Annotated in this window: 25 protein-coding genes and 1 pseudogene; 16 read left to right on the forward strand and 10 right to left on the reverse strand. The window is 59.9% G+C overall.

Going from position 1 to position 23,808, the window contains the following annotated elements; all coding sequences use genetic code 11:
- The 3 genes from ASE36_RS08665 to ASE36_RS08675 all read left to right on the forward strand — a co-directional run.
- The coding region (locus ASE36_RS08665) for a PfkB family carbohydrate kinase (protein ID WP_244474706.1) at positions 1 to 325 on the forward strand (325 nt) is incomplete at its 5' end.
- Positions 326 to 337: 12 nt separating this feature from the next.
- Complete coding sequence (locus ASE36_RS08670; protein ID WP_062278282.1) at positions 338 to 1,180, forward strand: 5-deoxy-glucuronate isomerase; 843 nt, start codon at positions 338 to 340, stop codon at positions 1,178 to 1,180.
- A 5-nt stretch (positions 1,181 to 1,185) separates the two neighbouring features.
- Positions 1,186 to 2,016: a class II fructose-bisphosphate aldolase gene (locus ASE36_RS08675; RefSeq protein WP_244484374.1), complete on the forward strand. Its 831-nt coding sequence runs from the start codon at positions 1,186 to 1,188 to the stop codon at positions 2,014 to 2,016.
- Between the two features lie 220 nt (positions 2,017 to 2,236).
- Here ASE36_RS08675 and ASE36_RS08680 read toward each other — a convergent pair whose 3' ends face one another.
- A complete protein-coding gene (locus ASE36_RS08680; RefSeq protein WP_062278286.1) occupies positions 2,237 to 3,286 on the reverse strand; it encodes an aldo/keto reductase in 1,050 nt (349 codons plus the stop codon).
- 209 nt (positions 3,287 to 3,495) lie between these two features.
- On the opposite strand from ASE36_RS08680, the gene ASE36_RS08685 reads away from it, so the two are divergent.
- On the forward strand, positions 3,496 to 4,395 hold the full coding sequence (locus ASE36_RS08685) for an AraC family transcriptional regulator (protein ID WP_244474710.1): 900 nt from the start codon (positions 3,496 to 3,498) through the stop codon (positions 4,393 to 4,395).
- A 368-nt stretch (positions 4,396 to 4,763) separates the two neighbouring features.
- On the opposite strand, the gene ASE36_RS08690 is transcribed toward ASE36_RS08685, so the two are convergent.
- From ASE36_RS08690 to ASE36_RS08700, 3 genes are all read right to left on the reverse strand, one after another.
- A complete protein-coding gene (locus ASE36_RS08690; RefSeq protein ID WP_082510977.1) occupies positions 4,764 to 5,747 on the reverse strand; it encodes a quinone oxidoreductase family protein in 984 nt (327 codons plus the stop codon).
- Positions 5,748 to 5,796: 49 nt separating this feature from the next.
- The gene (locus ASE36_RS08695) at positions 5,797 to 6,366 is read right to left on the reverse strand and encodes a TetR/AcrR family transcriptional regulator (RefSeq protein ID WP_062278290.1); all 570 of its coding nucleotides are present in this window, start codon (positions 6,364 to 6,366) and stop codon (positions 5,797 to 5,799) included.
- A 262-nt stretch (positions 6,367 to 6,628) separates the two neighbouring features.
- Positions 6,629 to 7,360: a GlxA family transcriptional regulator gene (locus ASE36_RS08700; protein ID WP_244484373.1), complete on the reverse strand. Its 732-nt coding sequence runs from the start codon at positions 7,358 to 7,360 to the stop codon at positions 6,629 to 6,631.
- A gap of 600 nt (positions 7,361 to 7,960) precedes the next feature.
- Between ASE36_RS08700 and ASE36_RS08705 the strand changes: the two genes are divergently transcribed.
- The 6 genes from ASE36_RS08705 (at position 7,961) to ASE36_RS08730 (ending at position 13,236) form a co-directional block, all read left to right on the forward strand.
- The gene (locus ASE36_RS08705) at positions 7,961 to 8,575 is read left to right on the forward strand and encodes a glutathione S-transferase family protein (protein ID WP_062278294.1); all 615 of its coding nucleotides are present in this window, start codon (positions 7,961 to 7,963) and stop codon (positions 8,573 to 8,575) included.
- 60 nt (positions 8,576 to 8,635) lie between these two features.
- A complete protein-coding gene (locus tag ASE36_RS08710) occupies positions 8,636 to 10,702 on the forward strand; it encodes a pyridoxamine 5'-phosphate oxidase family protein (protein ID WP_062278295.1) in 2,067 nt (688 codons plus the stop codon).
- A gap of 135 nt (positions 10,703 to 10,837) precedes the next feature.
- Positions 10,838 to 11,386, forward strand: coding sequence for a carboxymuconolactone decarboxylase family protein (locus ASE36_RS08715; protein WP_062278297.1), 549 nt, complete (start codon positions 10,838 to 10,840; stop codon positions 11,384 to 11,386).
- A 69-nt stretch (positions 11,387 to 11,455) separates the two neighbouring features.
- Positions 11,456 to 11,920 (forward strand): DUF1348 family protein, encoded by a 465-nt coding sequence (locus tag ASE36_RS08720; protein ID WP_062278299.1) that lies wholly within the window; start codon positions 11,456 to 11,458, stop codon positions 11,918 to 11,920.
- 19 nt (positions 11,921 to 11,939) lie between these two features.
- Positions 11,940 to 12,245 carry a hypothetical protein gene (locus tag ASE36_RS08725; RefSeq protein ID WP_062278301.1) on the forward strand — a complete coding sequence of 102 codons (306 nt, stop codon included), beginning with the start codon at positions 11,940 to 11,942 and terminating at the stop codon, positions 12,243 to 12,245.
- A 100-nt stretch (positions 12,246 to 12,345) separates the two neighbouring features.
- On the forward strand, positions 12,346 to 13,236 hold the full coding sequence (locus ASE36_RS08730; RefSeq protein WP_062278303.1) for a LysR family transcriptional regulator: 891 nt from the start codon (positions 12,346 to 12,348) through the stop codon (positions 13,234 to 13,236).
- 39 nt (positions 13,237 to 13,275) lie between these two features.
- Here the strand turns inward: ASE36_RS08730 and ASE36_RS08735 are convergent, their stop codons facing one another.
- Positions 13,276 to 14,145 (reverse strand): LysR family transcriptional regulator, encoded by an 870-nt coding sequence (locus ASE36_RS08735; protein WP_244474709.1) that lies wholly within the window; start codon positions 14,143 to 14,145, stop codon positions 13,276 to 13,278.
- A 99-nt stretch (positions 14,146 to 14,244) separates the two neighbouring features.
- On the opposite strand from ASE36_RS08735, the gene ASE36_RS08740 reads away from it, so the two are divergent.
- From ASE36_RS08740 to ASE36_RS08750, 3 genes are read left to right on the forward strand one after another with little or no spacing between them, the layout of a single operon-like run.
- A complete protein-coding gene (locus tag ASE36_RS08740; RefSeq protein ID WP_062278307.1) occupies positions 14,245 to 15,255 on the forward strand; it encodes a zinc-dependent alcohol dehydrogenase family protein in 1,011 nt (336 codons plus the stop codon).
- Positions 15,256 to 15,280: 25 nt separating this feature from the next.
- Positions 15,281 to 16,114: an oxidoreductase gene (locus ASE36_RS08745; RefSeq protein WP_062278309.1), complete on the forward strand. Its 834-nt coding sequence runs from the start codon at positions 15,281 to 15,283 to the stop codon at positions 16,112 to 16,114.
- Between the two features lie 40 nt (positions 16,115 to 16,154).
- Positions 16,155 to 16,637 carry a nuclear transport factor 2 family protein gene (locus ASE36_RS08750; protein ID WP_062278312.1) on the forward strand — a complete coding sequence of 161 codons (483 nt, stop codon included), beginning with the start codon at positions 16,155 to 16,157 and terminating at the stop codon, positions 16,635 to 16,637.
- A gap of 75 nt (positions 16,638 to 16,712) precedes the next feature.
- On the opposite strand, the gene ASE36_RS08755 is transcribed toward ASE36_RS08750, so the two are convergent.
- Entirely contained in the window at positions 16,713 to 17,063 is a 351-nt protein-coding gene (locus ASE36_RS08755) for a nuclear transport factor 2 family protein (protein ID WP_082510979.1), read from the reverse strand.
- A 35-nt stretch (positions 17,064 to 17,098) separates the two neighbouring features.
- A complete protein-coding gene (locus tag ASE36_RS08760; protein ID WP_062278315.1) occupies positions 17,099 to 17,842 on the reverse strand; it encodes an SDR family NAD(P)-dependent oxidoreductase in 744 nt (247 codons plus the stop codon).
- A gap of 132 nt (positions 17,843 to 17,974) precedes the next feature.
- On the opposite strand from ASE36_RS08760, the gene ASE36_RS08765 reads away from it, so the two are divergent.
- Positions 17,975 to 18,853 carry an AraC family transcriptional regulator gene (locus ASE36_RS08765; protein ID WP_062278318.1) on the forward strand — a complete coding sequence of 293 codons (879 nt, stop codon included), beginning with the start codon at positions 17,975 to 17,977 and terminating at the stop codon, positions 18,851 to 18,853.
- A gap of 31 nt (positions 18,854 to 18,884) precedes the next feature.
- On the opposite strand, the gene ASE36_RS08770 is transcribed toward ASE36_RS08765, so the two are convergent.
- Positions 18,885 to 19,541 carry a TetR/AcrR family transcriptional regulator gene (locus ASE36_RS08770; protein WP_062278319.1) on the reverse strand — a complete coding sequence of 219 codons (657 nt, stop codon included), beginning with the start codon at positions 19,539 to 19,541 and terminating at the stop codon, positions 18,885 to 18,887.
- Positions 19,542 to 19,621: 80 nt separating this feature from the next.
- Here ASE36_RS08770 and ASE36_RS08775 point away from each other — a divergent pair, with 80 nt between their 5' ends.
- On the forward strand, positions 19,622 to 20,413 hold the full coding sequence (locus ASE36_RS08775; RefSeq protein WP_156378615.1) for an inositol monophosphatase family protein: 792 nt from the start codon (positions 19,622 to 19,624) through the stop codon (positions 20,411 to 20,413).
- A gap of 38 nt (positions 20,414 to 20,451) precedes the next feature.
- On the opposite strand, the gene ASE36_RS08780 is transcribed toward ASE36_RS08775, so the two are convergent.
- Positions 20,452 to 21,393 (reverse strand): LysR family transcriptional regulator, encoded by a 942-nt coding sequence (locus ASE36_RS08780; RefSeq protein ID WP_062278323.1) that lies wholly within the window; start codon positions 21,391 to 21,393, stop codon positions 20,452 to 20,454.
- Positions 21,394 to 21,456: 63 nt separating this feature from the next.
- Between ASE36_RS08780 and ASE36_RS08785 the strand changes: the two genes are divergently transcribed.
- The gene (locus ASE36_RS08785; protein WP_082510981.1) at positions 21,457 to 22,380 is read left to right on the forward strand and encodes an SDR family NAD(P)-dependent oxidoreductase; all 924 of its coding nucleotides are present in this window, start codon (positions 21,457 to 21,459) and stop codon (positions 22,378 to 22,380) included.
- 837 nt (positions 22,381 to 23,217) lie between these two features.
- Here ASE36_RS08785 and ASE36_RS23270 read toward each other — a convergent pair.
- Positions 23,218 to 23,617 (reverse strand): annotated as a pseudogene (locus tag ASE36_RS23270) (transposase); the annotation flags it as partial.
- Positions 23,618 to 23,808: the final 191 nt, after the last annotated feature.

Raw genomic sequence — 23,808 nt, forward strand, 5'->3', positions numbered from 1 at the left:
CAAGGCCCGCCGCCTTGCGCGCGACGGTGCAGGCATTGTGATCTACAAGATGGGCGAAGGCGGAGCGATCACCATCACGCCCATGGAAGAGATCCGCAGCGGCGTTTTCCCTGTCAGGGCTATCAAGCCGACGGGAGCCGGCGACAGTTTTCTCGGCGGACTCGTTGCCGCACTTGCCGCGGGCTTCAGCGTGCGCGATGCCGTGCTCCGGGGCTCGGCCTGTGCCGCCATCGTGGTTAGCCGCGTCGGCTGCGCCCCTGCCATGCCGACCACTGCCGAGCTTGAACAGTTCCTCGCCACCCATCCCGGCCCCAACGAGGTCTGAAAGGACGCGCGCATGCACATCGCCCCCTTCGACAACCACAACAGGCCGATTGTCGATATCGACGATCCGACCGTTCCGCTCAACTATTTCAACATCGTCAAGATGAAGAAGGGCGAAAGCTTCCACTACCAGGTACCGGGCTTCGAAACGGGTATCGTTCCGGCAACGGGTTCAGTCGATATTTCGGTCGAAGGGGTATCGTTTGCCGCCATTGGCAAGCGTGGTATCGACGTATGGGACGGCGAGCCGGAAGGGGTCTACATTCCCTCAGGGGCCAGGGTGACGATTAGCTGCGTCTCCGACATGACCGAAACTTTCATTGCAGGCGCACGCTACGACAAGGTTCTCGATCCGTTCGAGGTGCGCGCCGCCGATATCGACATGGTGCAGTATGGGTCTGACGACACCAAGACCCATCGCAGGATCAAGCATATACTGGGCACGAAATACAATGGCCGCGTCGGCCGCCTGCTGGTCAGCGAGTTGTTCACGGTCGGTCAGGGCGGCTGGTCTGGCTTTCCGAGCCACAAACATGACACGGATCGTCTTCCGCTGGAGACCCGCCACGACGAGACCTACAATTTCCGTTTTCGCCCGGATTACGGCTCCGGCCTGCAGATGCTACAGCGCGACGACGGGAAGCCGGGCGACGCCTACCACATCGTCAATGGCTCGACGATCTGCCTCGACCGTGGTTACCATCCCTGCTGCGTGCTGCCGGGTTACGAGATGTACTACTTCACGATCCTCGCCGGTCTCAGCCAGCGGAGTCTGGTGCAGTATTTCCAGCCGAGCCACGCGGCACAGCTAGAAACCATTCCCGGCATCAAAGACATGATCGCGAAATTCAAATGAGCCTCGTGACTTTGGCCGAGGTCTTGCAGCCCGCCTTTAAAGAGGGATATGCCGTGGCCGGTCTGGTCGCGCTCGGCTGGGAAGACATGCGCGCCTTCGTAGCGGCAGCAGAAGCCGAGCAGTGTCCCGTGATCCTGCAGGCCGGGCCCGGCTGCCGCGCCCATACCCCCCTTCCGGTTCTTGGCACGATGTTCAGACATTTGGCAGAGTCGGCCGGAGTACCGGTCGTCGCCCATCTCGACCACGGGTACTCGCTTGCAGAATGCCGACAGGCTATAGAATGCGGCTTCACCTCGGTTATGTTCGACGGATCGCGTCTGCCACTCAACCAGAACATCGACGAGACCGCAGCAATTGCTGAACTAGCCCATGCGGCGGAAATATCCTGCGAGGGTGAGATCGGATTTGTTGGCTATGCCGGTGGTGAGGGATCGGCGGGCACCGACCCGAAGGAGGCGGCGCGCTTTGCCAGCGAGACCGGTGTTGATGCCATGGCGATATCGGTCGGCAATACGCACCTTCAAGAGACACGCATGAGCGTTGGTCTTGACGTTGCTCGCATCCGAGCGATTGAGGTGGTGACAAAGGTACCGTTGGTCATACACGGCGGATCAGGTGTACCGGTTGACCAGCGGATCTTCCTGTCGCGCCACTCCAATATCTGCAAGTTCAATATCGGAACCGAATTGAGGATGGTCTTTGGAAAAGCGCTACGCGAGGCCGTCAATCATGACATCGATCGGTTCGATCGCATTGCGATACTGCGCGACACCCATGAGCCATTGGTTGCGGCCACCCGCAACATCCTGCGCACATTCAAAGCGCCGTGCGGTTGAAGGGCGCGAATGCATCATGTTATACTGTGCCAGATTTGACGGAGGCAATGGGCGAGAGCCCGCCGCTTTTGGGAGGGCGAACGCCCAAGATATGGTTCCTGTAAGATCTCAAACTCGACTGGTTCATCGGGCTTGCCCGCCCTGTGGCGAAAAATGCGATAGTAGAACAACTGGCACCACGAATGAAAGGTAGCCCTCCACTCTCGACCCTCCCTGCTGGTCACCGACGACTGCGCTGACCCAATGAAGTGATCTGCTCACTCCGTCCGCCATCGAAAACCTCTTGCATCCACCTCGGATAAATCGAAGCAAGCTTACTCATCGCGTCCAGTCGATCAAGATCAGACTGCTCCAGCTCGATCTTCGTCGCGCCGAGATTGTCCTGCAACTGCTCAACCCGCTTTGCGCCAAGCAGCACGGTTGAAACGGTCTTACGGTGGAGCAGCCATGCCAATGCAATCTTTGCTGGCGATGCCCGATACGAATCCGCAATGCCGCGCAGCTCGTCGATCAGATCATAGGCGCGTTCTGTATCGACAGGTGGGAAAGGCACCGTGGTTCGACGATTCTGCTCGTCACCCTTTAAACTCCGATCGAACTTACCACTCAGCATCCCCCCTGCTAACGGACTCCAACAAATAAGCCCCAATCCGGTGGCCGAAACCAAGGGGGCAATTTCATGCTCAATTTCTCGCCCGGCAAGCGAATAGTAGGCCTGCAGGCTAGAGAGTGGAGAAAGGCCGAGGCGCTCGGTCGCGCCCATGGCCTGTGCGATCTGCCACGCAGCCCAATTCGAAACACCAATATAGCGTACGGCGCCTTGGCGCACGAGATGATCGAGCGCACGTAAGCTTTCTTCCATTGGGGTCAGTGGATCAAAGCCATGGAGCTGGTACAGGTCCACATAATCGAGCTGCATGCGCTTGAGACTGGCGTGAAGGCTGTCCAAAATATGCGCTCGCGACGATCCGCGGTCATTTTGCCCGCCACTCGCCTGTCCAAATGTCTTGGTCGAAACCAAGATGTTATGCCTGCGTACCCCCAGGTTACGAAGCGCTGCGCCGGTTATTTCTTCAGACTGTCCACTGGAGTATATGTCCGCCGTGTCGAGCAGGTTTACTCCAGCATCCAATCCGCACTGAATAATCTGCTCAGCGCCAGTCTGATCCACCCCGCCAATCGCACCCCATTGGCTCTTCCCGAAGGTCATCGTGCCTAGGCTCAACTCAGACACGAGCAAGCCCGTACGTCCCAATACGTTGTAGCGCATTCATTCTCTCCATCGTGACAGCAGCAGTCTGCGCGCCGTGAAAAAGTTTATGCGGATGCGGCCTGTGGGAGGTAGCATGTTCCACTCGGATGATTGCACAATCCTCTCTCACAGGTGAATTTCTGATTGTTCTGCAAAAGCAATCGGCCTAGCCAATGGTCCTCCAACCGAAAAGGCCAGCGCAGTGGCTTTTCAAATCGTTGAAGAAGATGATCGAGCATTTGCATCAATCCTTGGCGCACGATTTCAATCGCTGGGCACCGAAAGAGGGCGCGACCGACACGCAGGTGCCGGGGCTTACGTTCCACCGTCATTTGTCGCCAACGGCCCCTCACGTCGGAATGATGGAAGCTAGTTTGTCGCTGGTCGTCACAGGCAGGAAGCGTGTTGTGCTAGGCAGCAATACCTATGACTATGGCAGCACGCACTTTCTCCTCACGTCAATCGACCTTCCTGTAACAGCCTGGGTCACGCAGGCCAGTCCGATCGAGCCTTATCTTGGCATCCTGCTCCGGATCGACCTTCGCGTGGTTCGCAGGCTGGTATCGGAGATCAAGCAGGAGACGCTGGGCAATACCACGCCTCTCGGCATAGCCAGCGCAATGGTGACCCCAGATCTTCTCGAAGCGTTGTCGCGCTTGTGCCGGTTGACAGAGCGGCCGAACGAAATTCACATCTTTGCTGAGCCCATGCAACGAGAGATCATCTATCGTTTGATGACGAGCCCCGTCGGCCCACGTCTCGCTACCCTAGCGTCTATGGAGGGAGCCTCAAGCGGGATTGTTCGGGTGCTGGATTGGCTTAGGCAAAACTTTCGTGAGCGCCAATCGATAGACGATCTGGCTGGCATTGCTCGCATGGGTGTGTCGACCTTTCATCGGCATTTTAAAGCTATGACGAATATGAGCCCGGTTCAGTATCGCAAGCATTTGCAACTCAACGAAGCGCGTCGCCTGATGATTGTAACAGGACTTGACGCGGCATCTGCAGCATATGATGTGGGTTACGAAAGTGCTGCCCAATTCAGCCGAGAGTACCGGCGCGAATTCGGCCAGACGCCCGTTTCCAGCATTGTCAGTCTCAAACGGTCGTTCCAGTCTGGATATTGACCAGACTTTGACTGAAGACTGTCCAATGGGCCTCAGGATATGTAATGAAAGCTAACTTAGTTACCGCTTCGAAGCAATTCCGTCTATACCAAAATGAAAATTCAAAGATGCTTAGAAACAGGACAGTCAATGGTAAAGACGAAGATGCTCCGCCAACGCTCTGAGCTTCAGCGCCGTCTTGCGTCGGCTAATGTAAAGCAGATAGAATCACAGAAATTGAGCGGCTATTCCCGCAAGCGGTGGGTCGGCGAACCTTTTTGAGTAGAACTCGTGAATAACTTACTACTGTGGCAACGTCATACCGACAGAAGCCGATATGACGTTCGTGTACTCCGTGCCCCCGTAAGCCTGGCGAGGTAGAAGGGAACTCATTCAGTCGTCAAGACGATGCGTCCATTCAATTGGCGATCTTCCATCCGACGATGGGCTGCTACGGCCTGTTCGAGCGGAAATAGCTCTAGCTCAATGTTACCCAACCCTTCAGCGACAAGATCCACCCCAGCTTCAAGGCCGGGACCAATCGCTTCTGGATTAGCCGGAAGGTAGGCCCCTGCGTTAAAGCCCGAAACTGTTATGTTCCTCAGCCAAAGATCGTTGGACTTTAGCTGCTGGTCCCAGTCATCACTAGCATTCCCAGAAACGATCAGGCGGCTCCCAGCACGCATGAGGTCCAGGCTTTGCGCCCGAACTATGCCGCCGACCGGATCGATAATGACATCGAACTTCTCATCGCCGAGGTCATCGAGCCGCGCTGAATCAACAATGAGGTCGTATGGCAGCTTCGTACGGTTTGCCGCATCTAACTTGGAGGCACGTACAGTGCCTACAATGCGCGAGGCGCCCAGCATTTTTGCCATGCCTGGGAAGCCAGCGGCGAACCCACCAAGTGCACCATGAATAAGGATGCTTTCCCCGGCTTTGAAGCGCGCGACCCGCGTAAGAGCGGCATGCGCCATGGCAGCATTCGGTATAACGGATACGCCGAGCGCCGGATCTATGCTTCTGGTCTCAATCGAAATGACGATGTGCGCCGGAGCGAGATACATGGATGCATATCCACCTATCCCGCTTCCAGTTGACATGGAGACAACCCGTTCTCCAACCTTGAAGCCCGTGACGCCTTCACCGACGGCTCGAATTGTGCCGGCGACTTCGAGACCGGGGACGAAAGGCGGCTGAGCCATTCCCGGGACGTCCTTGAAATGTCCCTTACGGAAGAAGACATCGACGAGACCAACAGCGGCATGTGTCACATCGATAGCCACCTCACCTGGCCCAGGACTGAGGTCCGGCAGACTTACGACGCTAAGAACTTCTGGGGTACCAAATTCGCTTACACTTACGGCTTTCATTGGGTCAATCCTTTCATGATTGAGTGGACACTCATTTTAATCGCAAATGTTAGGCTGATATCGCCCTCCATAGTAGTTCGAAACCGGCTTTTTGCGTGGCGTTTCCCTCCTTCGGATAGGCCAGCATGTAGTCAATCGTGGCCGACACTAATGCCTCGACTATCGCGTTGACATAGTTCTCAGATACATTGGTCAAAGCTCCAGTGGAGCTGACCGAGCGAAGTAGTCCGATTGCAGGAGCAGCAAGCGCAAAAGCAGCATTTCGGCTCCCATCAGATATCTGATCCGACACGCTGAGTTGCGCGAGAGCACGTCGGCTTGATGGATTTGCCATTCCCCACGCAGTCCAGGCAAGCCATAAATGCTCCAACTGTGCACGCGGTTTATCGTCGTACGGCAAGTCCTCAAGTATGACACCAGCAAGCTCTTGCTTCAGCTCCAGGTACAGAGCATTCAGTAGGTCCGCCTTAGTCTCGAAATATGTGAAGACCGACCCATGAGGCAGTTTCGCGCGTTTTGCGATATCAGCAGTGGATGCGCCTAGTCCCTGCTCGGCGATCAACTGCAGAGCTGAGCTGAGAATGAGCTTTCTTTTTTCTTCACTTTTGGGCCGTGCCATCGCAATCTCCTGAACTTAAAATGACTGATCACTCACGCATTGTCAACATACTTTTATGAAATCGACGAGCCATTTTTCAAAAGTTAGAAATGGACGCTGGAGACACAACCAAGACGCAAGCGTTCGTATGAGACAGCTTGATCTACGAGCTGCTCTGGTCCAGGACCTAGCAGCGTCAAAGATTTTTGTAATCGCGGCCCTGGTTCGCGCGCGACGCGTCGAGATTGTGTCTTTCGACTGGGCGCCTAAACACGCAGTTCGATCAACTGGCCTCATACCGAACGCCGAAGCGTTGCCGGTACTGGGTCGGCGTGAGACTTGTCACGCGAAGGAACACGCGCCGGAACGCCGTGACATCGGAGTAACCGACATTCCACGCAATCTGCTCCACGGGCAGATTGGTGGTTTCCAGTGCGTCGCGCGCTTTCATGATGCGAATCTGCTGAAGATATTCGGTCGGGCGAAGTCCCGTCGCCTTGACGAAGCGGCGCAGAAAGGTTCGCTCCGCAAGTCCCGCCCTGCCGGCTAGCTCTGAAATGTCATGCGCCTCTGCAGCCTGCGCATGAACATGGTGCTGCACGTTGAGAATAGCGGTGTCGCCATGGTCGAATTTCGGAATGAAGGCCTTGTATATATCCTGATTGCGGCGCGGCGGGTCCACGAGAAGAAACCGGGCCGTCGCGAGCATCGTCCCGACGCCCAAAAGCTTTTCGACGAGAGTCAGTCCCAGATCCGTCCAAGCCAGGATCCCGCCGGCCGTCATGATGTCGCCGTCGTCGATCACCATCTGCTCGGCTGCCAGTTCAAGCTTCGGATAGCGCGCTGCGAGTTCCTCGCTGAACGCCCAGTGGGTCGTCACGCGTCGGCCGTTGACCAGCCCCGTCTCCGCCAGAACGAAAGCCCCGGCACAGATCGAGGCGATGGTGGCTCCTTCCTTATGATGGGTCGCCATCCAGCGCGCCGCGACGGGCATCGGCTGCATCTGCGCCGGCATGACGATGCTCGGCGGGGCAATGACATAGCCGAGACGGTGCGGCGTTCCGGGATGGCTGTCCCACGCACAAACCACGTCGTCCCCTTCGATCTGCCAGTGCGAAGTCCGGATCGTGCGGCGATGGGCGGCTTCGGAGCGGCGTGCATACTGAAAGCTGCACACGATCATTAGAGAGCTTAGAATCTGCTGGGTGTCACGATCCTTGACCTGATTGGCATGCGCGTCGCGGCTAGCGGACAAAAACTAATTATGATTTGGACATGGTCTTCCCGGTGGTCAGCGATGTCCGCTTCCTGTTTGACAGCTCCAACCGCTGCCAAAGGAATGCAATTGGTTTCCTCAGTTCAGCGTCCTGAGGCGGCATCTTCACCGCAACGCATTGGCCCTTCTTCGGGTTTGACCATATGGTGGTCGAACGAGGTGAAATGTATTGGCAAACGGCCGATTGGGCGTTGAAGTGGCGAAGTGAGCATACACCGCGACTATTGCATTATCCGAAACAATGAACTGTGATCGCCGCTCGTTCTCACGAGTGGCAGCTTCCGCCATCTTCAATTGCGGATCGGGGCTCATCCCGGCCGAGACTCACGGGAGCACATCATGAAACTCTATTATCATCCCTTGTCGGGGCATGCGCACAGGGCACGCCTGTTTCTGTCCCTGCTTGATCTGCCGCACGACCTGATCGAAGTCGATCTGGCCTCCGGTGCTCACAAGAAGCCGGAATTCCTGCGCCTCAACCCATTCGGCCAGGTGCCGGTTCTCGATGACGACGGGGTCATCGTCACGGATTCCAATGCCATTCTCGTCTATCTCGCCAAGAAGGCGGGTCGGACGGAGTGGCTGCCGGACGATGCCATCGTGGCGGCGGCCATCCAGCGCTGGCTTTCGGTTGCCGCCGGCGAAATCGCCTATGGTCCGGCCGCCGCACGTCTGATCACCGTCTTCGGCGCCACGTTTAATCCCGAAGAAGTCATCGGGCGCGCCCATACGCTGCTCGGTCGGCTCGAGAGCCACCTCAGCCAGCATGACTGGCTGGTCGGCGACAGCCCGACAATCGCTGACGTCGCCATCTACAGCTACGTCGCCCGTGCACCTGAAGGCAATGTGGATCTTGCGGCATATCCGGCCGTCAACCGGTTTCTTCGCAGGATCGAGGCGCTTCCAGGCTTCGTGCCCTTCGTCGAAACCCGCGCTGGCCTTTCCGCCGCTTAAAGCCTGCAGGGGGAGAGCCTTTGGGGCTCTCCCGCCACACCTCATGGAAAAGAGACGGTTATGAGCGAACCGCTTGAACGACTACAGACTTGGCATGAAGGTGAGCGGCGCCTGCAGGAACATGCCGGCGTGGTCGAGCGCATGGCGTCGGTCGGTCAGCGCGTTGTGCGTGATTTCATGCCGGACCAGCATCGCGAGTTCTACGCGCAATTGCCATTTATCATGGTCGGCAGCGTCGATGACCGCGACGATGCCTGGGCAACGTTGCTGGAAGGACGGCCGGGATTCATGCATTCGCCCTCTTCGACTATCCTCGATATCGGGGCGACCCCGGCCCGGCACGACCCCGCCGCAGAAGGCATCGCCACTGGCAAGGCCGTCGGGCTTCTCGGCATCGAGATGCATACCCGTCGACGCAATCGCATGAACGGCACGGCCTCGCACACCGATGGCAAGGTTCGCGTCGAGGTCGACCAGAGTTTCGGCAATTGCCCCCGTTATATCCAGCTGCGCGATTTCCACTTTTCCGACACGCCGGCACAGGCGTCAGCGGTGCCGGCGGAGACCTTGACGGACCTCGACGCGAATGCGCGTGCCCTGATCGCCCAAGCCGACGCCTTCTTCGTTGCGACCTATGCCGATCGCGAGACCCGCCGACAGGTCGATGTCTCCCATCGCGGCGGCAAGGCGGGCTTCGTCCGCATCGGGCAGGACGGCGTCCTGACAATACCGGACTTCGACGGCAACCTGTTTTTCTCCACGCTCGGCAACATTCTGCTCAACGGCAAGGCGGGGCTCGTGTTCATCGACTTCGCCACGGGCGATCTCTTGCAGATGACGGGCGACGCAGACGTGATCCTCGATTCGCCGGAGATTACGGCCTTCCAGGGCGCCGAACGGCTATGGACCTTCACCCCGCGCCGCATCGTGCGGCGGCGCAACGCGCTTGCGTTGCGCTGGGCCTTTTCGGCGGATGGCTGGTCACCGAGTTCGCTGATGACCGGCGATTGGGATCAGGCAGCAGAGCGCCTCAAAGCGGTGGCGCGTTCGAACGACTGGCAAGACCTCACGATCGCTCGGATCGTCGATGAAAGTGCAGCGATCCGCTCCTTTTACCTGAAGCCTGCCGATGGCACTGGCCTCGTGCCGCATCTGGCGGGCCAGCACCTGGCCATCCGCCTGCACCTTCCCGGGATGGAGAAGCCGATCCTCAGGACCTACACCCTGTCGGCCGCCCCCTCCGATGGCCTCTACCGGATCAGTGTCCGTCGCGATGGACTGGCTTCTACGCATCTGCACGATACGGCGCGCCTCGGCGATATCATCGAAGCACGCGCACCTGCCGGCGCTTTCACCCTCGATGCCCATGCCACCCGCCCAGCCGTGCTTTTGGGCGGCGGCGTCGGCATTACTCCGCTGCTCGCCATGCTGCGGCATGTCGTCTACGAGGGTTTGCGCCGGCAGCGCATGCGCCCGGTCATTCTTTTCCAGGCTGCACGATCAAAACACGAGCGTGCGTTTGACGGAGAGATCAGCGAACTCGTGGCGGCCGGGCGCGGTGCAATCCGGCTCGTGCGTGTGCTGAGCGACACGCGCAATGCCGAAGAAGGTATCGACTACGATGCGGCCGGTCGCATCGACATGCGGCTTCTCACGCAGCATCTGCCGTTCGACGATTACGACTTCTACCTCTGCGGACCGGCACCCTTTACGCAATCGCTCTATGACGGGCTGCGCAGCTATGCGGTCGCCGATCATCGCATCCATGCTGAGGCCTTCGGGCCCTCCTCGCTCGAACGGCGTCGCGATGCGGGCGCGGCGTCTTCCGCGCGACCTGCCCAGTCGACACGACCGGTCCCTATTCTGTTTGCCACATCGCTGAAGGAAGCACGCTGGACGCCCGGATCCGGAAGCCTGCTCGAGCTTGCCGAAGCCCGGGGCCTCGATCCTGCCTTCAGCTGCCGCACCGGCTCATGCGGCACCTGCCGCACCAAGCTTCTGGCCGGCACCGTAACCTACCCAAATGAGCCGACGGCCACCATTGGCGAGGGCGAGGTGCTGCTGTGCTCGGCCGTTCCCGCCGAGGCGACGGGCGAAGCGGACAACCGCATCGAGCTTGCGCTCTGACGATTACAACGCAGCGATTGATGCAGCCTCGGCAATAATCACTTCCGCTGTTTGGCCGTTCATGGCCGAGCGCAAACCGATCATCTTAAGGGCGTGGAGGAAATAGGTCCTGCCGCCAAACCGAAGGAGAAAGACATGTCACGCATTCCAACGCCTGCCCGCATCGAAGACGCACCGGAAGCCTCGCGCCCTACGCTCGAATCCATCCAGAAGCAGATCGGCTCGGTTCCCAACATCTTCCGCCTCGTGTCGAACAGTCCGGCAGCTCTCGACGGACTGACTGCGCTGCAGGCGGCGCTGGGCAAGGGCAAGCTTGCCCCCGCCACCCGCGAACGCATTGCGCTCGCCATGGCCGAGGTCAACGGCTGCGATTACTGCCTGTCAGCCCATACCTACACCGGCTCGAAATTTGCCAAGCTGGGCGAAGACGAGATCCTGGCCAATCGGCAGGGCACGTCGCTCGACGCCAAGGCCGCAGCCGCCGTGGAATTCTCCCGCGCATTGACGCTGTCGCGCGGTGCCGTGACCGTTGCCGCGGTCGAGCGAGTGCGGGCGGCAGGTTACGGCGATGCCGAGATCCTCGAGATCATCGCTCATGTCGCGCTCAATACCTTCACCAATTATGTCAACGAGGCGCTGGGCACCGAGATCGATTTCCCCCGGATTTCCGCTCTCGCCGCCTGACTGCGAAGGGCGGCCTGTGTTTGCATTGGTCGTCCTTCTCGCCTTGCCCTTTCAAGATGGAAAACGCGCATGTCTCGCCCACCCCTACCCCCCTTCAACGAACAGTCGGCCATCGAAAAGGTGCGCCTTGCCGAAGACGGCTGGAACAGCCGCGATGCCGCCAAGGTCGCCCTCGCCTATACGCTTGACACTCGCTGGCGCAACCGCGCCGAGTTCCTCATCGGCCGTGCCGAAGCAGAGGCCTTTCTGACGCGCAAGTGGAACAAGGAACTGGACTACCGTCTGATCAAGGAGCTTTGGGCGTTCCAGGACAATCGCATTGCAGTGCGCTACGCCTATGAATACCGCGACGACAGCGGTCACTGGTTTCGCGCCTATGGCAACGAGAACTGGGAATTTGCCGAGGATGGCCTGATGCGCGCCCGCCACGCTAGCATTAATGAGCAGCCGATTGCGGAAGCGGATCGCAAATTCCTCTGGCCGCTGGGCCGGCGTCCGGACGATTACCCGGGCCTCAGCCATTTCGGCTTCTAAGACAGGGAAGACCGTCGTCATGGGTCAGTTCAAGCTAGATACGCGGGCGCGTTTTTCAATCGACATCGCGCTCGCCGCCGCCGGTGGCGATGACGAGCGCCTGCGTCTATCTGAACAGTCTGCCCGCTCCCTGGGCTTTACGGGAGCGGAACTCGATGCCCTGCGGCAAGGGTCGAGCTTCGATTTTCAGCTGTCACGGGCTATCACGCTTGCGCTTGCGCCGGATTCGGACAGCCGGGATCGGGCGCGGCGTGCCGGTCTCGACGAGCAGGTCTGTCAGGCAATCGAAGCCTTTGCGGCAGCCAAGTCGGGACGTCCGACCTGAGACTGCCCGCCATTCGATAAGCCTCAGATGGCGCCGGTTCCGACTGGCGCCCGACGGGGATCGGTGCAAATATGGCCGCAAGGGCGTCCGGGGAAAGACTATGGATCGATGGCAGGCGATGCGGATTTTCGTCAAGGTGGCGGAGACCGAGAGTTTTGCCGAGACGGCGCGGCATATGAACATGAGCGCCCCGGCCGTGACCCGAACCGTTGCGGCTCTGGAGGATCTCATCGGCGCCCGCCTCTTCGTACGCACCACCCGCTCGGTGAAGATGACGGAGGCCGGAAGCCGCTATCTCGGCGACTGCCGGCGCATCCTGGCCGACATTGCCGAGGCCGAGGCAATCGCCGGCGGAAGCTATGCCACGCCGACTGGAACGCTTGCCATCACGGCATCCACGCTGTTCGGACAGATGTATGTGCTGCCGATCGTGATCGGCTATCTGAAAGCCTATCCCGGGATGCGGGCCCGAACGCTGTTTATCGACCGCCCCATCAATATGATCGAGGACAGCGTCGATGTGGCGGTGCGCATCGGCCATCTGCCGGATTCCGGCTTTACCGCCGTCAAGGTGGGAGCGGTGAGGCACGTGATCTGCGGCGCGCCCGATTATTTTGAGCAGCATGGCGTTCCCGCCTCCCCTGCCGATCTGCGCGATCATCGCATCGCGGCCCCGACCAGCGCCTGGGCCTCGCCGGAATGGCGTTTCGCCGGCGATCAGAAGGTGACGATCACCCCGGCCCTGCAATGCAACACCAACGAGGCGGCAATCAATGCGGCACGTCAGGGCTGGGGGCTCACGCGTGTGCTGCATTACCAGATCGGCCCGTCGCTGGCGGCCGGCGATCTGCAGATTGTGCTTGGCGACTATGAGGAGCCACCGCTTCCCATCCACCTTCTCTACCCGGAAGGCCGAAGCGCACCCGCCAAGGTCCGGGCCTTCATTGACATGGCCGTGCCCATCCTCAGGGAGAACAGGATGCTCAACTGAGGCCTGGTTCACAAGCGCGCTGTCGCCCCTCACGGCCCCTTACATCGGGGCGAGTGCGATCCGCTCCAGGATGAGATCGAGCAGCGCACGAAGACGCGGCAGGCGCTTCAGATCCCGGTGATACCCGATCCAGGTATCTCGGGATGGCGGTTCGCTGCCGAGATCCACCATGTGAATTCCAGGCGTGGCCTTTGCGAGCGGCTGCGGCAGCACTGCAAAGCCGGCGCCAAGCGCGCAGAGCCGGGCCTGCACCTCGCGATTATTGCTGCGGCAAACGACCTTTGCCCGAGGAAGCGCCTGCGTCACCCAGTTCACATCAGGCATGCCGCCAAAGGCCGTATCCATCAGGATCAGTGGACTTCCCTCGCCGTCTCCAAGGGTCGGTGCAGGATGTCCAGGCGTGGCGTAGAGCCCGTAGGGAATGGTCACCAGCTTGCGAGCAATCACCTCCGGCTCGTCGAAGGGGGTGATGCGCATAACGAGATCCGCCTCCCGCCTCGACAGGCTGTATAGCCGCGGATCGGTGAGGAGTTCCACCGTTACGTTCGGGTGAAGCCGGCTGAATTCCGCCAGTACCGGGCTCAGCACGGTCGTGCCAAACCAGTCGGAACAAGAGAGCCGCAAGAGGCCATCAAGACCTTTCACGCTGCCCGCCAGTTCGCGCTGCATGGCTTGGGCTTCCTCTTCCATGCGTAGGGCATGGGCATAGAGAGCCTGACCCTCGTCGGTGAGAACGAAGCCGTCATTGGTGCGCTGGAAGAGGCTCGCACCCACGGCCTGTTCAAGGACGCGCAAGCGTCGTCCCATAGTCGGTTGCGTCTGCTTGAGGCGCCTGGCTGCCGCGATCAGCGTGCCTTCCCGGGCAATAGCGAGAAAGATCGGAAGGTCGCTCCACTCGAAATCTTTCAAAAGACCCTCCATGCATTTCTGCACGTGCTTCGTGCAATACTTATGATCGTCATGCAGCTTTGTTGAGCACATATTTGTCCCAGCAACAAGGAGAGTGCCATGACCCGCAACACACAAACCATGAAGGCCGCCCTCGTCGAAACCAATGATGGAGCCTTCCGCCTCGCCGAGATCGCACGCCCCGCACCGAACCTCGGCGAGGTTCTCGTTCGCATCCATGCCAGTGGCGTCAACCCGCTCGACACCAAGATCCGGGCCGGCGCCGCAGCCCACGCCCGCCATCCGCTGCCAGCCGTTCTGGGCATTGACCTGGCCGGCGTGGTCGAGGCGGTCGCGCCTGACGTCAAGGCCTTTCGTCCTGGCGATGCAGTCTACGGCATGACCGGTGGCGTCGGCGGCATTCAGGGGACACTGGCAGAATATGCATCGGTCGATGCGAGACTTCTGGCGTTGAAGCCTGCCAACCTGACCATGCGCGAGGCGGCAGCGCTCCCGCTCGTCACTATCACCGCCTGGGAGGGTCTTGTCGACCGCGCCCGCGTCCGGCCCGGCCAGACCCTGCTCGTGCAGGGCGGCGGTGGCGGGGTCGGCCATGTCGCGGTTCAGTTGGGCGTGGCGCTCGGCGCCAAGGTGTTTGCGACCGACAGCGCTGGCAAAGCCGATTTCATACGCTCCATGGGGGCAACGCCGATCGACTACGCGGCGGAAAAGCTCGAGGACTATGTCGCGCTCCACACCGGCGGCGAAGGTTTTGACCTGGTCTATGATACCGGCGGCGGCGCGGTTCTCGATGCCTCCTTCCAGGCCGTCAAGCGCTTCGGCCATGTCGTCAGCTGCCTTGGCTGGGGCACGCATGCGCTGGCGCCGCTTTCATTCAAGGCAGGCACCTATTCGGGCGTCTTCACTCTGGCGCCGCTCCTGAACGGAATCGGCCGTGCACACTACGGTGAAATCCTGCGGGAGGCCGCCGTGCTGGTGGAGGCCGGCAAGCTCGTTCCGCGGCTCGATCCGAGAACCTTTGCGATCGATGCGGTGACGGAGGCCCATGCGGCGCTCGCCGATCGCAGCGCTGCCGGCAAGATCGTGGTGTCCGTCGCCGACGCCGTCTGACGGCGACAGAGATAGGAGCAAGTCTATGAAGACCTGGTTCATTACCGGCGCATCGCGCGGCTTTGGTGCACGCATCGCCGAAAAAGCGCTGGCGCGGGGCGACGCCGTCGTCGCCACCGCCCGCAATCCCCAATCGGTCACTGATCGGTTGGGGCAGAGTGACAAGCTGCTCGCAGTCGCACTCGACGTGAACGACGCTCGGCAGGCAGCGGCTGCGGCCGATCAAGCCCATGCCCACTTTGGCCGCATCGACGTGCTCGTCAACAATGCGGGATATGGGCTGGTCTCAGCCGTGGAAGAGGCAAGCGCGGAAGAGGTAGAGGCGCTGTTTCGCACCAATGTGTTCGGCCTGCTTGCCGTCACCCGCGCCATTCTACCGGTGATGCGCAAACAACGGTCTGGCAGGATCCTCAACTTCTCATCGATCGGCGGCTATCGTGCAGGGCCCGGCTTCGGCATCTATTCGGCCACCAAATTTGCCGTCGAGGCTCTGTCAGAATCGCTGCGCGCCGAACTCGCTCCACTCGGCATCGACGTCACGGCCATAGAGCCGGGCTATTTCCGCACCGATTTCCTCGACGCCACGTCGCTGCGCATCGGGCAAAATGAAATCGCCGACTATGCCGCAACCGCCGGCGCCGTGCGCGATAGAGCCGCAGCGATGAACCAGCGACAGCCCGGCAATCCGGATAGGCTGGCCCAGGTCGTCTTGGAGCTGGCCGATGCGCCGGAACCCCCGGTTCGCCTGCCGCTGGGAAGCGACACCATTGCTGCCATCGAAGCAAAACACCGATCCGATGCCGCGATCATCGAAGCTTGGCGCAACGTCTCGGTATCGACCGACTTTCAGCAGCCCTGAACCTGCCCGCAAAATCTTTATCACCAATGGAGTGAAGACAATGTCAGAACGATCCGACGTCATTGAAGTGCTTGCCCGCTATGTCCGCGCCGCCGATCATCGCGATCCCAAGGCGATGGCAGATAACTTTCTGCCGGATGCAACGGTGGAAATTTTCTATAGCAATCGCGGCGCCCAGACCAAGCTGGGAGAACTGTCCGGCGCCGAGACGATCGGCAACGCCGTACGCGAGATGATGGCACCGCATCCGGAGCGCGGCTGGAGCCACCACACGACCTTTGACCACATCGTCACTATTGACGGCGACGAGGCCACGATTGACGCACAGTTCATTGTCTACAACACCGTCGGGCTTGAGCGGCCGGCCGGCGGATGGCCGGCAGGTGTAAGCGGCGCTCAAGGGACGATCACGCCAATCGAATCAGGCTACTATCGGCCGCGTCTGCGCCGGGTCAACGGTTCCTGGCGCATCGCAAGACATGTGATCGTCCACGACTTGCCCATGGCGTTCCCGGGCGCCTAGCAGCCAGGCACGCGCGGACGCCCGTTGCAAAACCGATCAGCCTGTCGGTCCACCCGCGCAGGCTGTCCGCGGATCCTATTCGAGATCGGCATCTATGCGAACGAACAGCCCGTTCGCATTTTTCTGGATGACGAGCAGGCCAATCTCGTGGCCGAAATCACCGGTGAAATCCACCCGGACACGGGCTCTGTCGTCGCCGAGGTCATCAATCGAGAGCAAGCGCGTCACCGTATGATAACCCTTGAAGTACCGCTCGACATAATCGGCGATGCCGGCATGTCCTTCGAAACTATGTCCGGTCGAGGGATCATCGATCACCGCATCGGCGGTAAACAACACCTGGACGCGGCTGGTATCGAAGGAATTCAAAGCCGCAATCAGGGCATTCACGGCCTTCTGCCAGATGCCGGCTGTTGGTGGTGTCATAGCAATTTCTCCTTCTCTCAGAGTTCTCGTGCCGATCAGGCGATGTATCCGCCAGACACCTCGATGGTCTGCGCATTGATCCAGCGGTTGTCGTCGCCCAACAGGTTGGCGATCATTGCGCCGACATCATCGGGCTCGCCGATGCGACCGAGCGCCGTCTGCCCGGCCAGCAGGGCCTCGAACTCATCATTCAAACCGCCGCCCAGATCCGTGCGGATCGCTCCCGGCGCGATCGAGTTGGCGCGGATGCGTCGATCCCCGAACTCCTTTGCCATGTACCGTGTCAGCACCTCCAGACCGCCCTTGAAGCTGGCATAGGGCGCCACGCCAGCCGTGGCCACGCGGGTCGTGGCGCTGCTGACATTGACCACATGGCCGCCATCCGCCATCAGCGGCAAGAGTGTTTGCGTCAGGAAGAACGGACCTTTCAGATGCACCCGATAGAGCGCATCGAACTCATTCCCGGTCACTGAGACAATGGGATTGAACTGGCCGAAACCCGCATTGTTAACGAGAACGTCGAACCGGTCCGCATTCCAGACAGTTTCAAGCCTTCGCGCGACCTCATCGCGGAACGCCGGAAAAGAGGCCGTATCCGCAACGTCGAGCTTCAAGGCGGTCGCCTGACCACCCCGTTGCCGGATGCGCTCGACAACGTTTTCAGCCGCTTCAGGATTGGCGTTGTATGTCAGCACGACGCCCATTCCGCGCTCGGCACATGCGAGCGCCGCGCTCGCTCCAATTCCACGACTTCCACCAGTGATGATGACGATAGGCATAGTTGCTCCTTTGATCTGATGGGCGACCGATAGCACTGACGACACCGGGCGCGCCTTCACGATCCTCGCTGGAACATGCCTATTCCTGCTTGGTCATTGCGCATTGCATATTCCTCTGAGAGGATGCGTGACATGGAAAATCGGCTTATCGAACTGCGTCGACTGGCATCGCGGGCGGAAAATCGGCGGACGGAAACCGGCATTCCCCGTATCGCGATGGTCAAGGGCGAGATCCCGGCGCACCGGCTGGCCACGGTCTATGAGCCGATGATTAACCTAATTCTTGCTGGATCCAAGACGATGACGATCGGCGATCGCACATTGCGCTACGATCCGGCGACCTATTTCGTCATGTCCGTCGATCTGCCAGCGGTTGGATCGGTCAGCGCTTCGGATGATGGCGATCCTTATCTCGCCGTCAGTCTGTCGCTGGAGCCCGCAATCCTGGCGGAGCTTCTGGCAGACTTGCCCAATCATGGCAGAGCTCCTCCTGTTGGCACCGGCTTTTCGGTCGCGCCGGTTTCAGACGATCTCCTGGACGCCTGGGTGCGGATGATGCGCCTGATGGAGCGGCCGGAAGAGATAGCGCTGTTTGCACCGCTCTATGAGCGAGAGATCCTGCTCCGCGTGCTGCAGGGACCTCTCGGCTTTATGCTGCGCGACATCGCCACCCCGGAAACTCCGTTCGCGGGGATCGAACGCGCGATCCGCTGGATACGGGAGAACTTTGCGCGGCCATTGCGGGTGGAGACCCTGGCCGACATGGCGGCGCTCAGTGTCTCGGCCTTTCATCGCCACTTCAAAGCCGTAACCGCATACAGCCCTTTGCAATATCACAAGCATGTCCGCCTGCTGCATGCGCGGGCCCTGCTGATGTCAGGCGAAGGCAACGCTACGACTGTGGCCTTCAGGGTCGGCTATGAAAGCTCCAATCAGTTCAGCCGCGAATATGCACGCCAGTTCGGGCGCCCGCCTTCGCTGGATGTCAGGGCATTGCGGAAACAAAAGTGAGCGTCTGCACTCATCCTTGCATGCCCAGTGATCATGGAGTTTGCGCCTGTGCGGCCGGATACCGTTCCCGATCCGCGAAATCACCTTGGTCGATGCGTAGATATCCGAAAAGGGCTCGGCAGACGCGGCCGAACAGTGACGATGAATCTCGTTCGCCTGTGGCTGCGGTGCTGTCGGTCAGTCCCCGGGTGATGGAAAACAGATCGGACGCCATGGCGGAAGGGCCATAAGGCAGAGGCAGTTTCGAGGCTGCCAGCACCTGCTCGATATAAGGCAATATCATGCTGGCGATTGGACCGTTGACATCTGCGCTTTCGAAATGCTGCTGCTGGCGGTCTAGCAGGACTGCGAGATCTGGGCGTTGCAACTGGTGCCGGACGGCGGCATCGGCCATGCCGATGATAGCAAGGCGCCAGTCCGCATGACGTGATGCGATCGCGACATCCTTGATTAGCGTCGACCTTGACCGTCGCCAGAGCTCCGCCGTGATCGAATCTTTGTTGGGGAAGTACTGATACAGCGAGCCGACGCTCACGCCTGCCCGCTCCGCGATCGCGTTGGTGGTGTAGCGCTCCATTCCGTCCTCTTCCAGAATGCGAGCAGCTGCCTCGACAATACATTCGACTGTGTAAAGCGACCGGGTCTGACTGGCACTTTTCCGAGGAAATACCGGCTTCTTGACTGACATTGCGCCCTCCTGAGAATGCGAATGGCCGCGCGGACCAGGATGTTTATCCTGAAGCTCGACACAATAACAGCGAGACCTTCATGCGCAATCTCACCATTGATACGACAAGAGTTGTCGAGCTTGTCTGTAATGCCGCAGCGCGCCTTGCCATCCTTGGCGAGCGTCCGGAACCCGATCAACCCCTTCCGACGGTCATCGACTGGATAAGGCGCATCAGTGCTCAGGCTGGCGAGGAATTACGCGCCACCCTCTCGATCAACTATCCCAATATCGGCTGGGCGGACGAAGACCACGTCATCAGGCAGGAAGAACGTCCTTACTGGCTCTATGATCCTGTCGACGGAGCCTATCATTTCATTCAGGGCCTGCCCCTCTGGTCGAGCTCGCTGGTTCTGATCATGGGTGGCCGGCCTGTTTTTTCCATCGTGCATGATCCGGTGCTGAAGGAAACCTTTGTAGCGCAACAGGGTTGTGGTGCGACCTGCAACGGAAGAAACTTGGCGGTGTCTCCCAAGCGGGACCCCGGCTCTTCGGCGCTCGGCACATCCATTCCACCACTCGCGCAGGTGGGGCGAGAGGAGCGGGACCGCGCAATTGCGCTGTTGAGAGCTGCCTCGGACAATGTCTTTGTCATCAGGCCCATGGCAGCCGCATCTCTTCAACTGGCCTATGTTGCAGCAGGCCGGCTGGATGGTTTCTGGGAAACCGGCAATGACCCAGGCGACTGGCTGGCCGGAAGCCTGCTCGTCACCGAAGCGGGCGGGCAGGCCACCACACTTGCTGGCGGAGAGATTGCGACGGGAGACGGTATCCTGACCGGCAACCGCGCAATTTGCGACCATCTCCAGCGGGCATTTCGAAACTGCGGCTAGCAGATCACGTCGCAGGGCTAATGATATTCGACCACGCGTCAGCGAAAATGCGAAGCCTGCTCTCGCAGATAGGTGACGAATGCGCGCATCGTGGCACTCAGGTGACGGTGGCGCGGATAATAGAGGCACAGTCCGGGATAGGGCGGCGTCCATTCCGGCAGCGCTTGCACCAGCAATCCCTGATCCAGGGCTGGTCCGGCCATCCATCGGGTCAAATAGCCGAGCCCGTAGCCATCCAATGTCGCAGCAAGAATGAGGCGGGAGCTGTCAAGGATAAGGCTCCCCTTCGTCTCGACCACGAGAGCTTCGCCCCGGTGCTCGAACTCCCAGCGGTACAATCGGCCATTCGGCATCCGGAGCTGGATGCACCGGTGATACGTCAGGTCTGCCGGAGAGCGTAGTGGCGCCGCCATTTCAAGGTAAGAAGGAGCAGCCACAACGACATGCTGCTGCATCGGCCCGAGCGAAATGGCGATCATGTCTTCAGAGACGATTTCGCTGGATCGAATGCCGCAATCAAACCCGTGCTCGGCAATATCGACGAGCCGCCTCTCGCTGACGATCTCGATCTGGACACCCGGATACGAAGCCATGAACTTCAAAAGCATCGGCCTCGGAACTTGCTCTGCAGCCGTGGCATCGGCATTGATCCGGATCGTGCCGGATGGAGTTGCGCTGAAATCGCCCAGTTCCTCGATGGCCTGTTCGATCTCCTGCAGCGCTGGACCAAGGCGGGAAAAGAACCGCTGCCCCGCATCGGTCAGCGAGACATTGCGGGTTGAACGATGGAAAAGCTGCACATTCAGGCGCGTCTCGAGATTAGCGACGCTGTGACTGAGGGCGGATGGACTGAGATTGCATCGCCGTGCAGCGGCACGAAATCCGCCAGATTGGGCAACGGCAACAAAGGCCGTCAGCTCTGCCGGCGACAGGGCTAACGTTGTACGAAAACTCTCATCATGCTGTTCGTTCGTGTCCATCTAATCCAAACAATGCCGAAATGGTATCTGCCTTGCAACCCACGACAGTCAAAGGTCCAATCAATGTCACAACCATTTCCTTTCGGATTTTCCTCAACCGCTGCGCAGGTGCTGTCCGGCATTGACCTGACAGGCAAGACGATGATTGTCACCGGCGGCGCGAGCGGTATTGGGATTGAAACGGTGAAAAGTCTCGCCGCCGCCGGAGCTTCCGTCACAATCGCTGCGCGTCGCAATGATGCAGCGGAAGAGGTCGCGCGGAACCTGAGGGCGGAAACCGGAAACGGACAGATCGACGTGCGTCCGCTCGACCTATCAGACCTGAATTCCGTCAGGCGGTTTACCGAGAACTGGGAAAGCCCCCTGCATGCTCTGGTCAACAACGCAGGAATTATGGCGTTGCCGGACCTGCAGCGCAATGCCGAGGGCCATGAAATGCAGTTTGCGACAAATTTTCTCGGTCACTTCGCCTTGACGCTTGGCCTGCGCCGCCATCTCGCCAGGGCCGGCAATGCGCGCGTCGTTTCGGTCAGCTCGACGGGTAGCCTGTTCGGTCCGGTGTTCTGGGATGACCCGCATTTCCATTTCATCCCCTACAATCCGCTGCTGGCCTACGCGCAGTCCAAGACCGCGTGTATCCTGCTATCGGTCGGCATCAGGGATCGCTGGCCCTCTGACGGTATCGTCTCCAATGCCCTGAATCCTGGCGCCATCGCCACGAACCTTCAACGGCATACCGGGGGCCTCAGGACACCGGAAGAGTTTCGCAAGTCCCCGGAGCAAGGCGCCGCGACATCCGTGCTACTGGCGGCGTCTCCGCTGGTCGAGGGCCTTAGCGGCCGGTATTTCGACGACTGCCAGCAGGCGCCGCTCGTTGCACAACGGCCGGCTGGCAGGCTCGAAGGCGTGGCAGCCTACGCGCTCGACAGCGCCAACGCGGATCGGCTTTGGGATATGGCAGACAGGATGGCCGGAGAGACCAAGTGAGTGAACCTGTCCGAGTTGGTTTCATCGGCCTTGGCGATCAGGGCGCCCCTAGGGCGGCGGCCATTGCAGAACGATATCCGCTGCATGTTTGGGCACGGCGGGAAATGTCCTGTGCGGCGCTTGGTGTCGCACGGTACAGCACTGCCTCAAGCGCCTTAGAATTGGCGGCGGGCATCGACGTCTTATGTCTGGGTCTGCGCAACGGACATGGATCTTCGTGAACTGCTGGCCTATGGCCTTTAGTAAAGGCGATTAGCACTCATAGAACGATTATCAATAATGCGACGGGAGCCCCAATTGAATCCGAAGGGTTCGAACGTCTGGCGAATGCCTAGGGCGTTCGCTTCTCAACGCACCGATGAGTGGTCATCTCCGTGCCGTTATCGAAGACAATCGTCCTCGGTCTTCGGCGTTTGGCGACGAGACCACCGAGCTCGCAGGCAAGCCGAGCGCCTGACAGGGATGTGTCGGCGACCAGGCACAGGCATTCGCGAGTGAGTCGCCGACGACAGCCAGAACGCGGAAGCGGCGACCGTCGGTGAAGGCATCGCTGACGAAGTCCAGGCTCCAGCGCTCATTGGGGCGCGACGGCAGAGCCAGGGGATCACTCGTCCCCAAGACCGCTTTCGGCCGCCGCGCTTGCGCACCGTCAGCTTCTCCTCCCGATAGAGACGCCGAAGCTTCTTCAGGTTCATGACGATCCCCTGCCGGTCGAGCATGACGTGGATGCGGCGCCTTACGGTGATTGCATGGTAATCACGTGTCGGCCAAGGGATAATCGAAGCGGCGACGCTCGGATGCCACCTTCTTCATCGCCTCACGGATGGATGCATCGTGTGGCCGCACGCTGCGATATCGCATGCTCGACCGATCCACCGACAAAACCTCGCACGCCCGACGCTGGCACACTCCATGCCGCGCACACACGTGGCACAGACGTGAGCCACCGCATTCCGCTTCACATCGGGCGTCACAATTTTTTTGCAGCGACATCCTTCAGGATCGCATTGTCCAGCATGGGCTGGGCGAGCAGCTTCTTCAGTATGGCATTCTCGTCCTCAAGCGCCTTCAGCTTGCGAGCATCCGACACGTCCATGCCGCCATACTTCGCCTTGTATTTGTAGAAGGTTGCATCCGAGATGCCGTGCTTGCGGCAGACATCAACCGTCGTCGCGCCCACCTCCTGCTCCTTCAATATCCCGATGATCTGTTCTTCCGTGAACCGTGAACGCTTCATCCGTCCGTCTCCTTGATGTGACAGACTCTACCAAATCTTGGAGGAAGTTCAGGGTATCAGGTCAGGAACTCAAACGCAAAAGCTCCTCGCGGCTTACGCTAACACAAACGCAAAAACCGCCCCCGTTAAATGGGAGCGGTGATCGATTATGCTTGATGTGGTTGCGGGGGCAGGATTTGAACCTGCGGCCT

The organism is Rhizobium sp. Root274 (genome assembly GCF_001429245.1).
GTDB lineage: Bacteria > Pseudomonadota > Alphaproteobacteria > Rhizobiales > Rhizobiaceae > Allorhizobium.

Coding starts and splice junctions, on each gene's coding strand:
- ASE36_RS08670 (WP_062278282.1), top strand. CDS start 338: ATGCACATCGCCCCCTTCGACAACCACAACAGGCCGATTGTCGATATC.
- ASE36_RS08680 (WP_062278286.1), bottom strand. CDS start 3,286: ATGCGCTACAACGTATTGGGACGTACGGGCTTGCTCGTGTCTGAGTTG.
- ASE36_RS08685 (WP_244474710.1), top strand. CDS start 3,496: ATGATCGAGCATTTGCATCAATCCTTGGCGCACGATTTCAATCGCTGG.
- ASE36_RS08690 (WP_082510977.1), bottom strand. CDS start 5,747: ATGAAAGCCGTAAGTGTAAGCGAATTTGGTACCCCAGAAGTTCTTAGC.
- ASE36_RS08695 (WP_062278290.1), bottom strand. CDS start 6,366: ATGGCACGGCCCAAAAGTGAAGAAAAAAGAAAGCTCATTCTCAGCTCA.
- ASE36_RS08700 (WP_244484373.1), bottom strand. CDS start 7,360: ATGCCGGCGCAGATGCAGCCGATGCCCGTCGCGGCGCGCTGGATGGCG.
- ASE36_RS08705 (WP_062278294.1), top strand. CDS start 7,961: ATGAAACTCTATTATCATCCCTTGTCGGGGCATGCGCACAGGGCACGC.
- ASE36_RS08710 (WP_062278295.1), top strand. CDS start 8,636: ATGAGCGAACCGCTTGAACGACTACAGACTTGGCATGAAGGTGAGCGG.
- ASE36_RS08715 (WP_062278297.1), top strand. CDS start 10,838: ATGTCACGCATTCCAACGCCTGCCCGCATCGAAGACGCACCGGAAGCC.
- ASE36_RS08720 (WP_062278299.1), top strand. CDS start 11,456: ATGTCTCGCCCACCCCTACCCCCCTTCAACGAACAGTCGGCCATCGAA.
- ASE36_RS08725 (WP_062278301.1), top strand. CDS start 11,940: ATGGGTCAGTTCAAGCTAGATACGCGGGCGCGTTTTTCAATCGACATC.
- ASE36_RS08730 (WP_062278303.1), top strand. CDS start 12,346: ATGGATCGATGGCAGGCGATGCGGATTTTCGTCAAGGTGGCGGAGACC.
- ASE36_RS08740 (WP_062278307.1), top strand. CDS start 14,245: ATGACCCGCAACACACAAACCATGAAGGCCGCCCTCGTCGAAACCAAT.
- ASE36_RS08745 (WP_062278309.1), top strand. CDS start 15,281: ATGAAGACCTGGTTCATTACCGGCGCATCGCGCGGCTTTGGTGCACGC.
- ASE36_RS08750 (WP_062278312.1), top strand. CDS start 16,155: ATGTCAGAACGATCCGACGTCATTGAAGTGCTTGCCCGCTATGTCCGC.
- ASE36_RS08755 (WP_082510979.1), bottom strand. CDS start 17,063: ATGACACCACCAACAGCCGGCATCTGGCAGAAGGCCGTGAATGCCCTG.
- ASE36_RS08760 (WP_062278315.1), bottom strand. CDS start 17,842: ATGCCTATCGTCATCATCACTGGTGGAAGTCGTGGAATTGGAGCGAGC.
- ASE36_RS08765 (WP_062278318.1), top strand. CDS start 17,975: ATGGAAAATCGGCTTATCGAACTGCGTCGACTGGCATCGCGGGCGGAA.
- ASE36_RS08770 (WP_062278319.1), bottom strand. CDS start 19,541: ATGTCAGTCAAGAAGCCGGTATTTCCTCGGAAAAGTGCCAGTCAGACC.
- ASE36_RS08775 (WP_156378615.1), top strand. CDS start 19,622: ATGCGCAATCTCACCATTGATACGACAAGAGTTGTCGAGCTTGTCTGT.
- ASE36_RS08780 (WP_062278323.1), bottom strand. CDS start 21,393: ATGGACACGAACGAACAGCATGATGAGAGTTTTCGTACAACGTTAGCC.
- ASE36_RS08785 (WP_082510981.1), top strand. CDS start 21,457: ATGTCACAACCATTTCCTTTCGGATTTTCCTCAACCGCTGCGCAGGTG.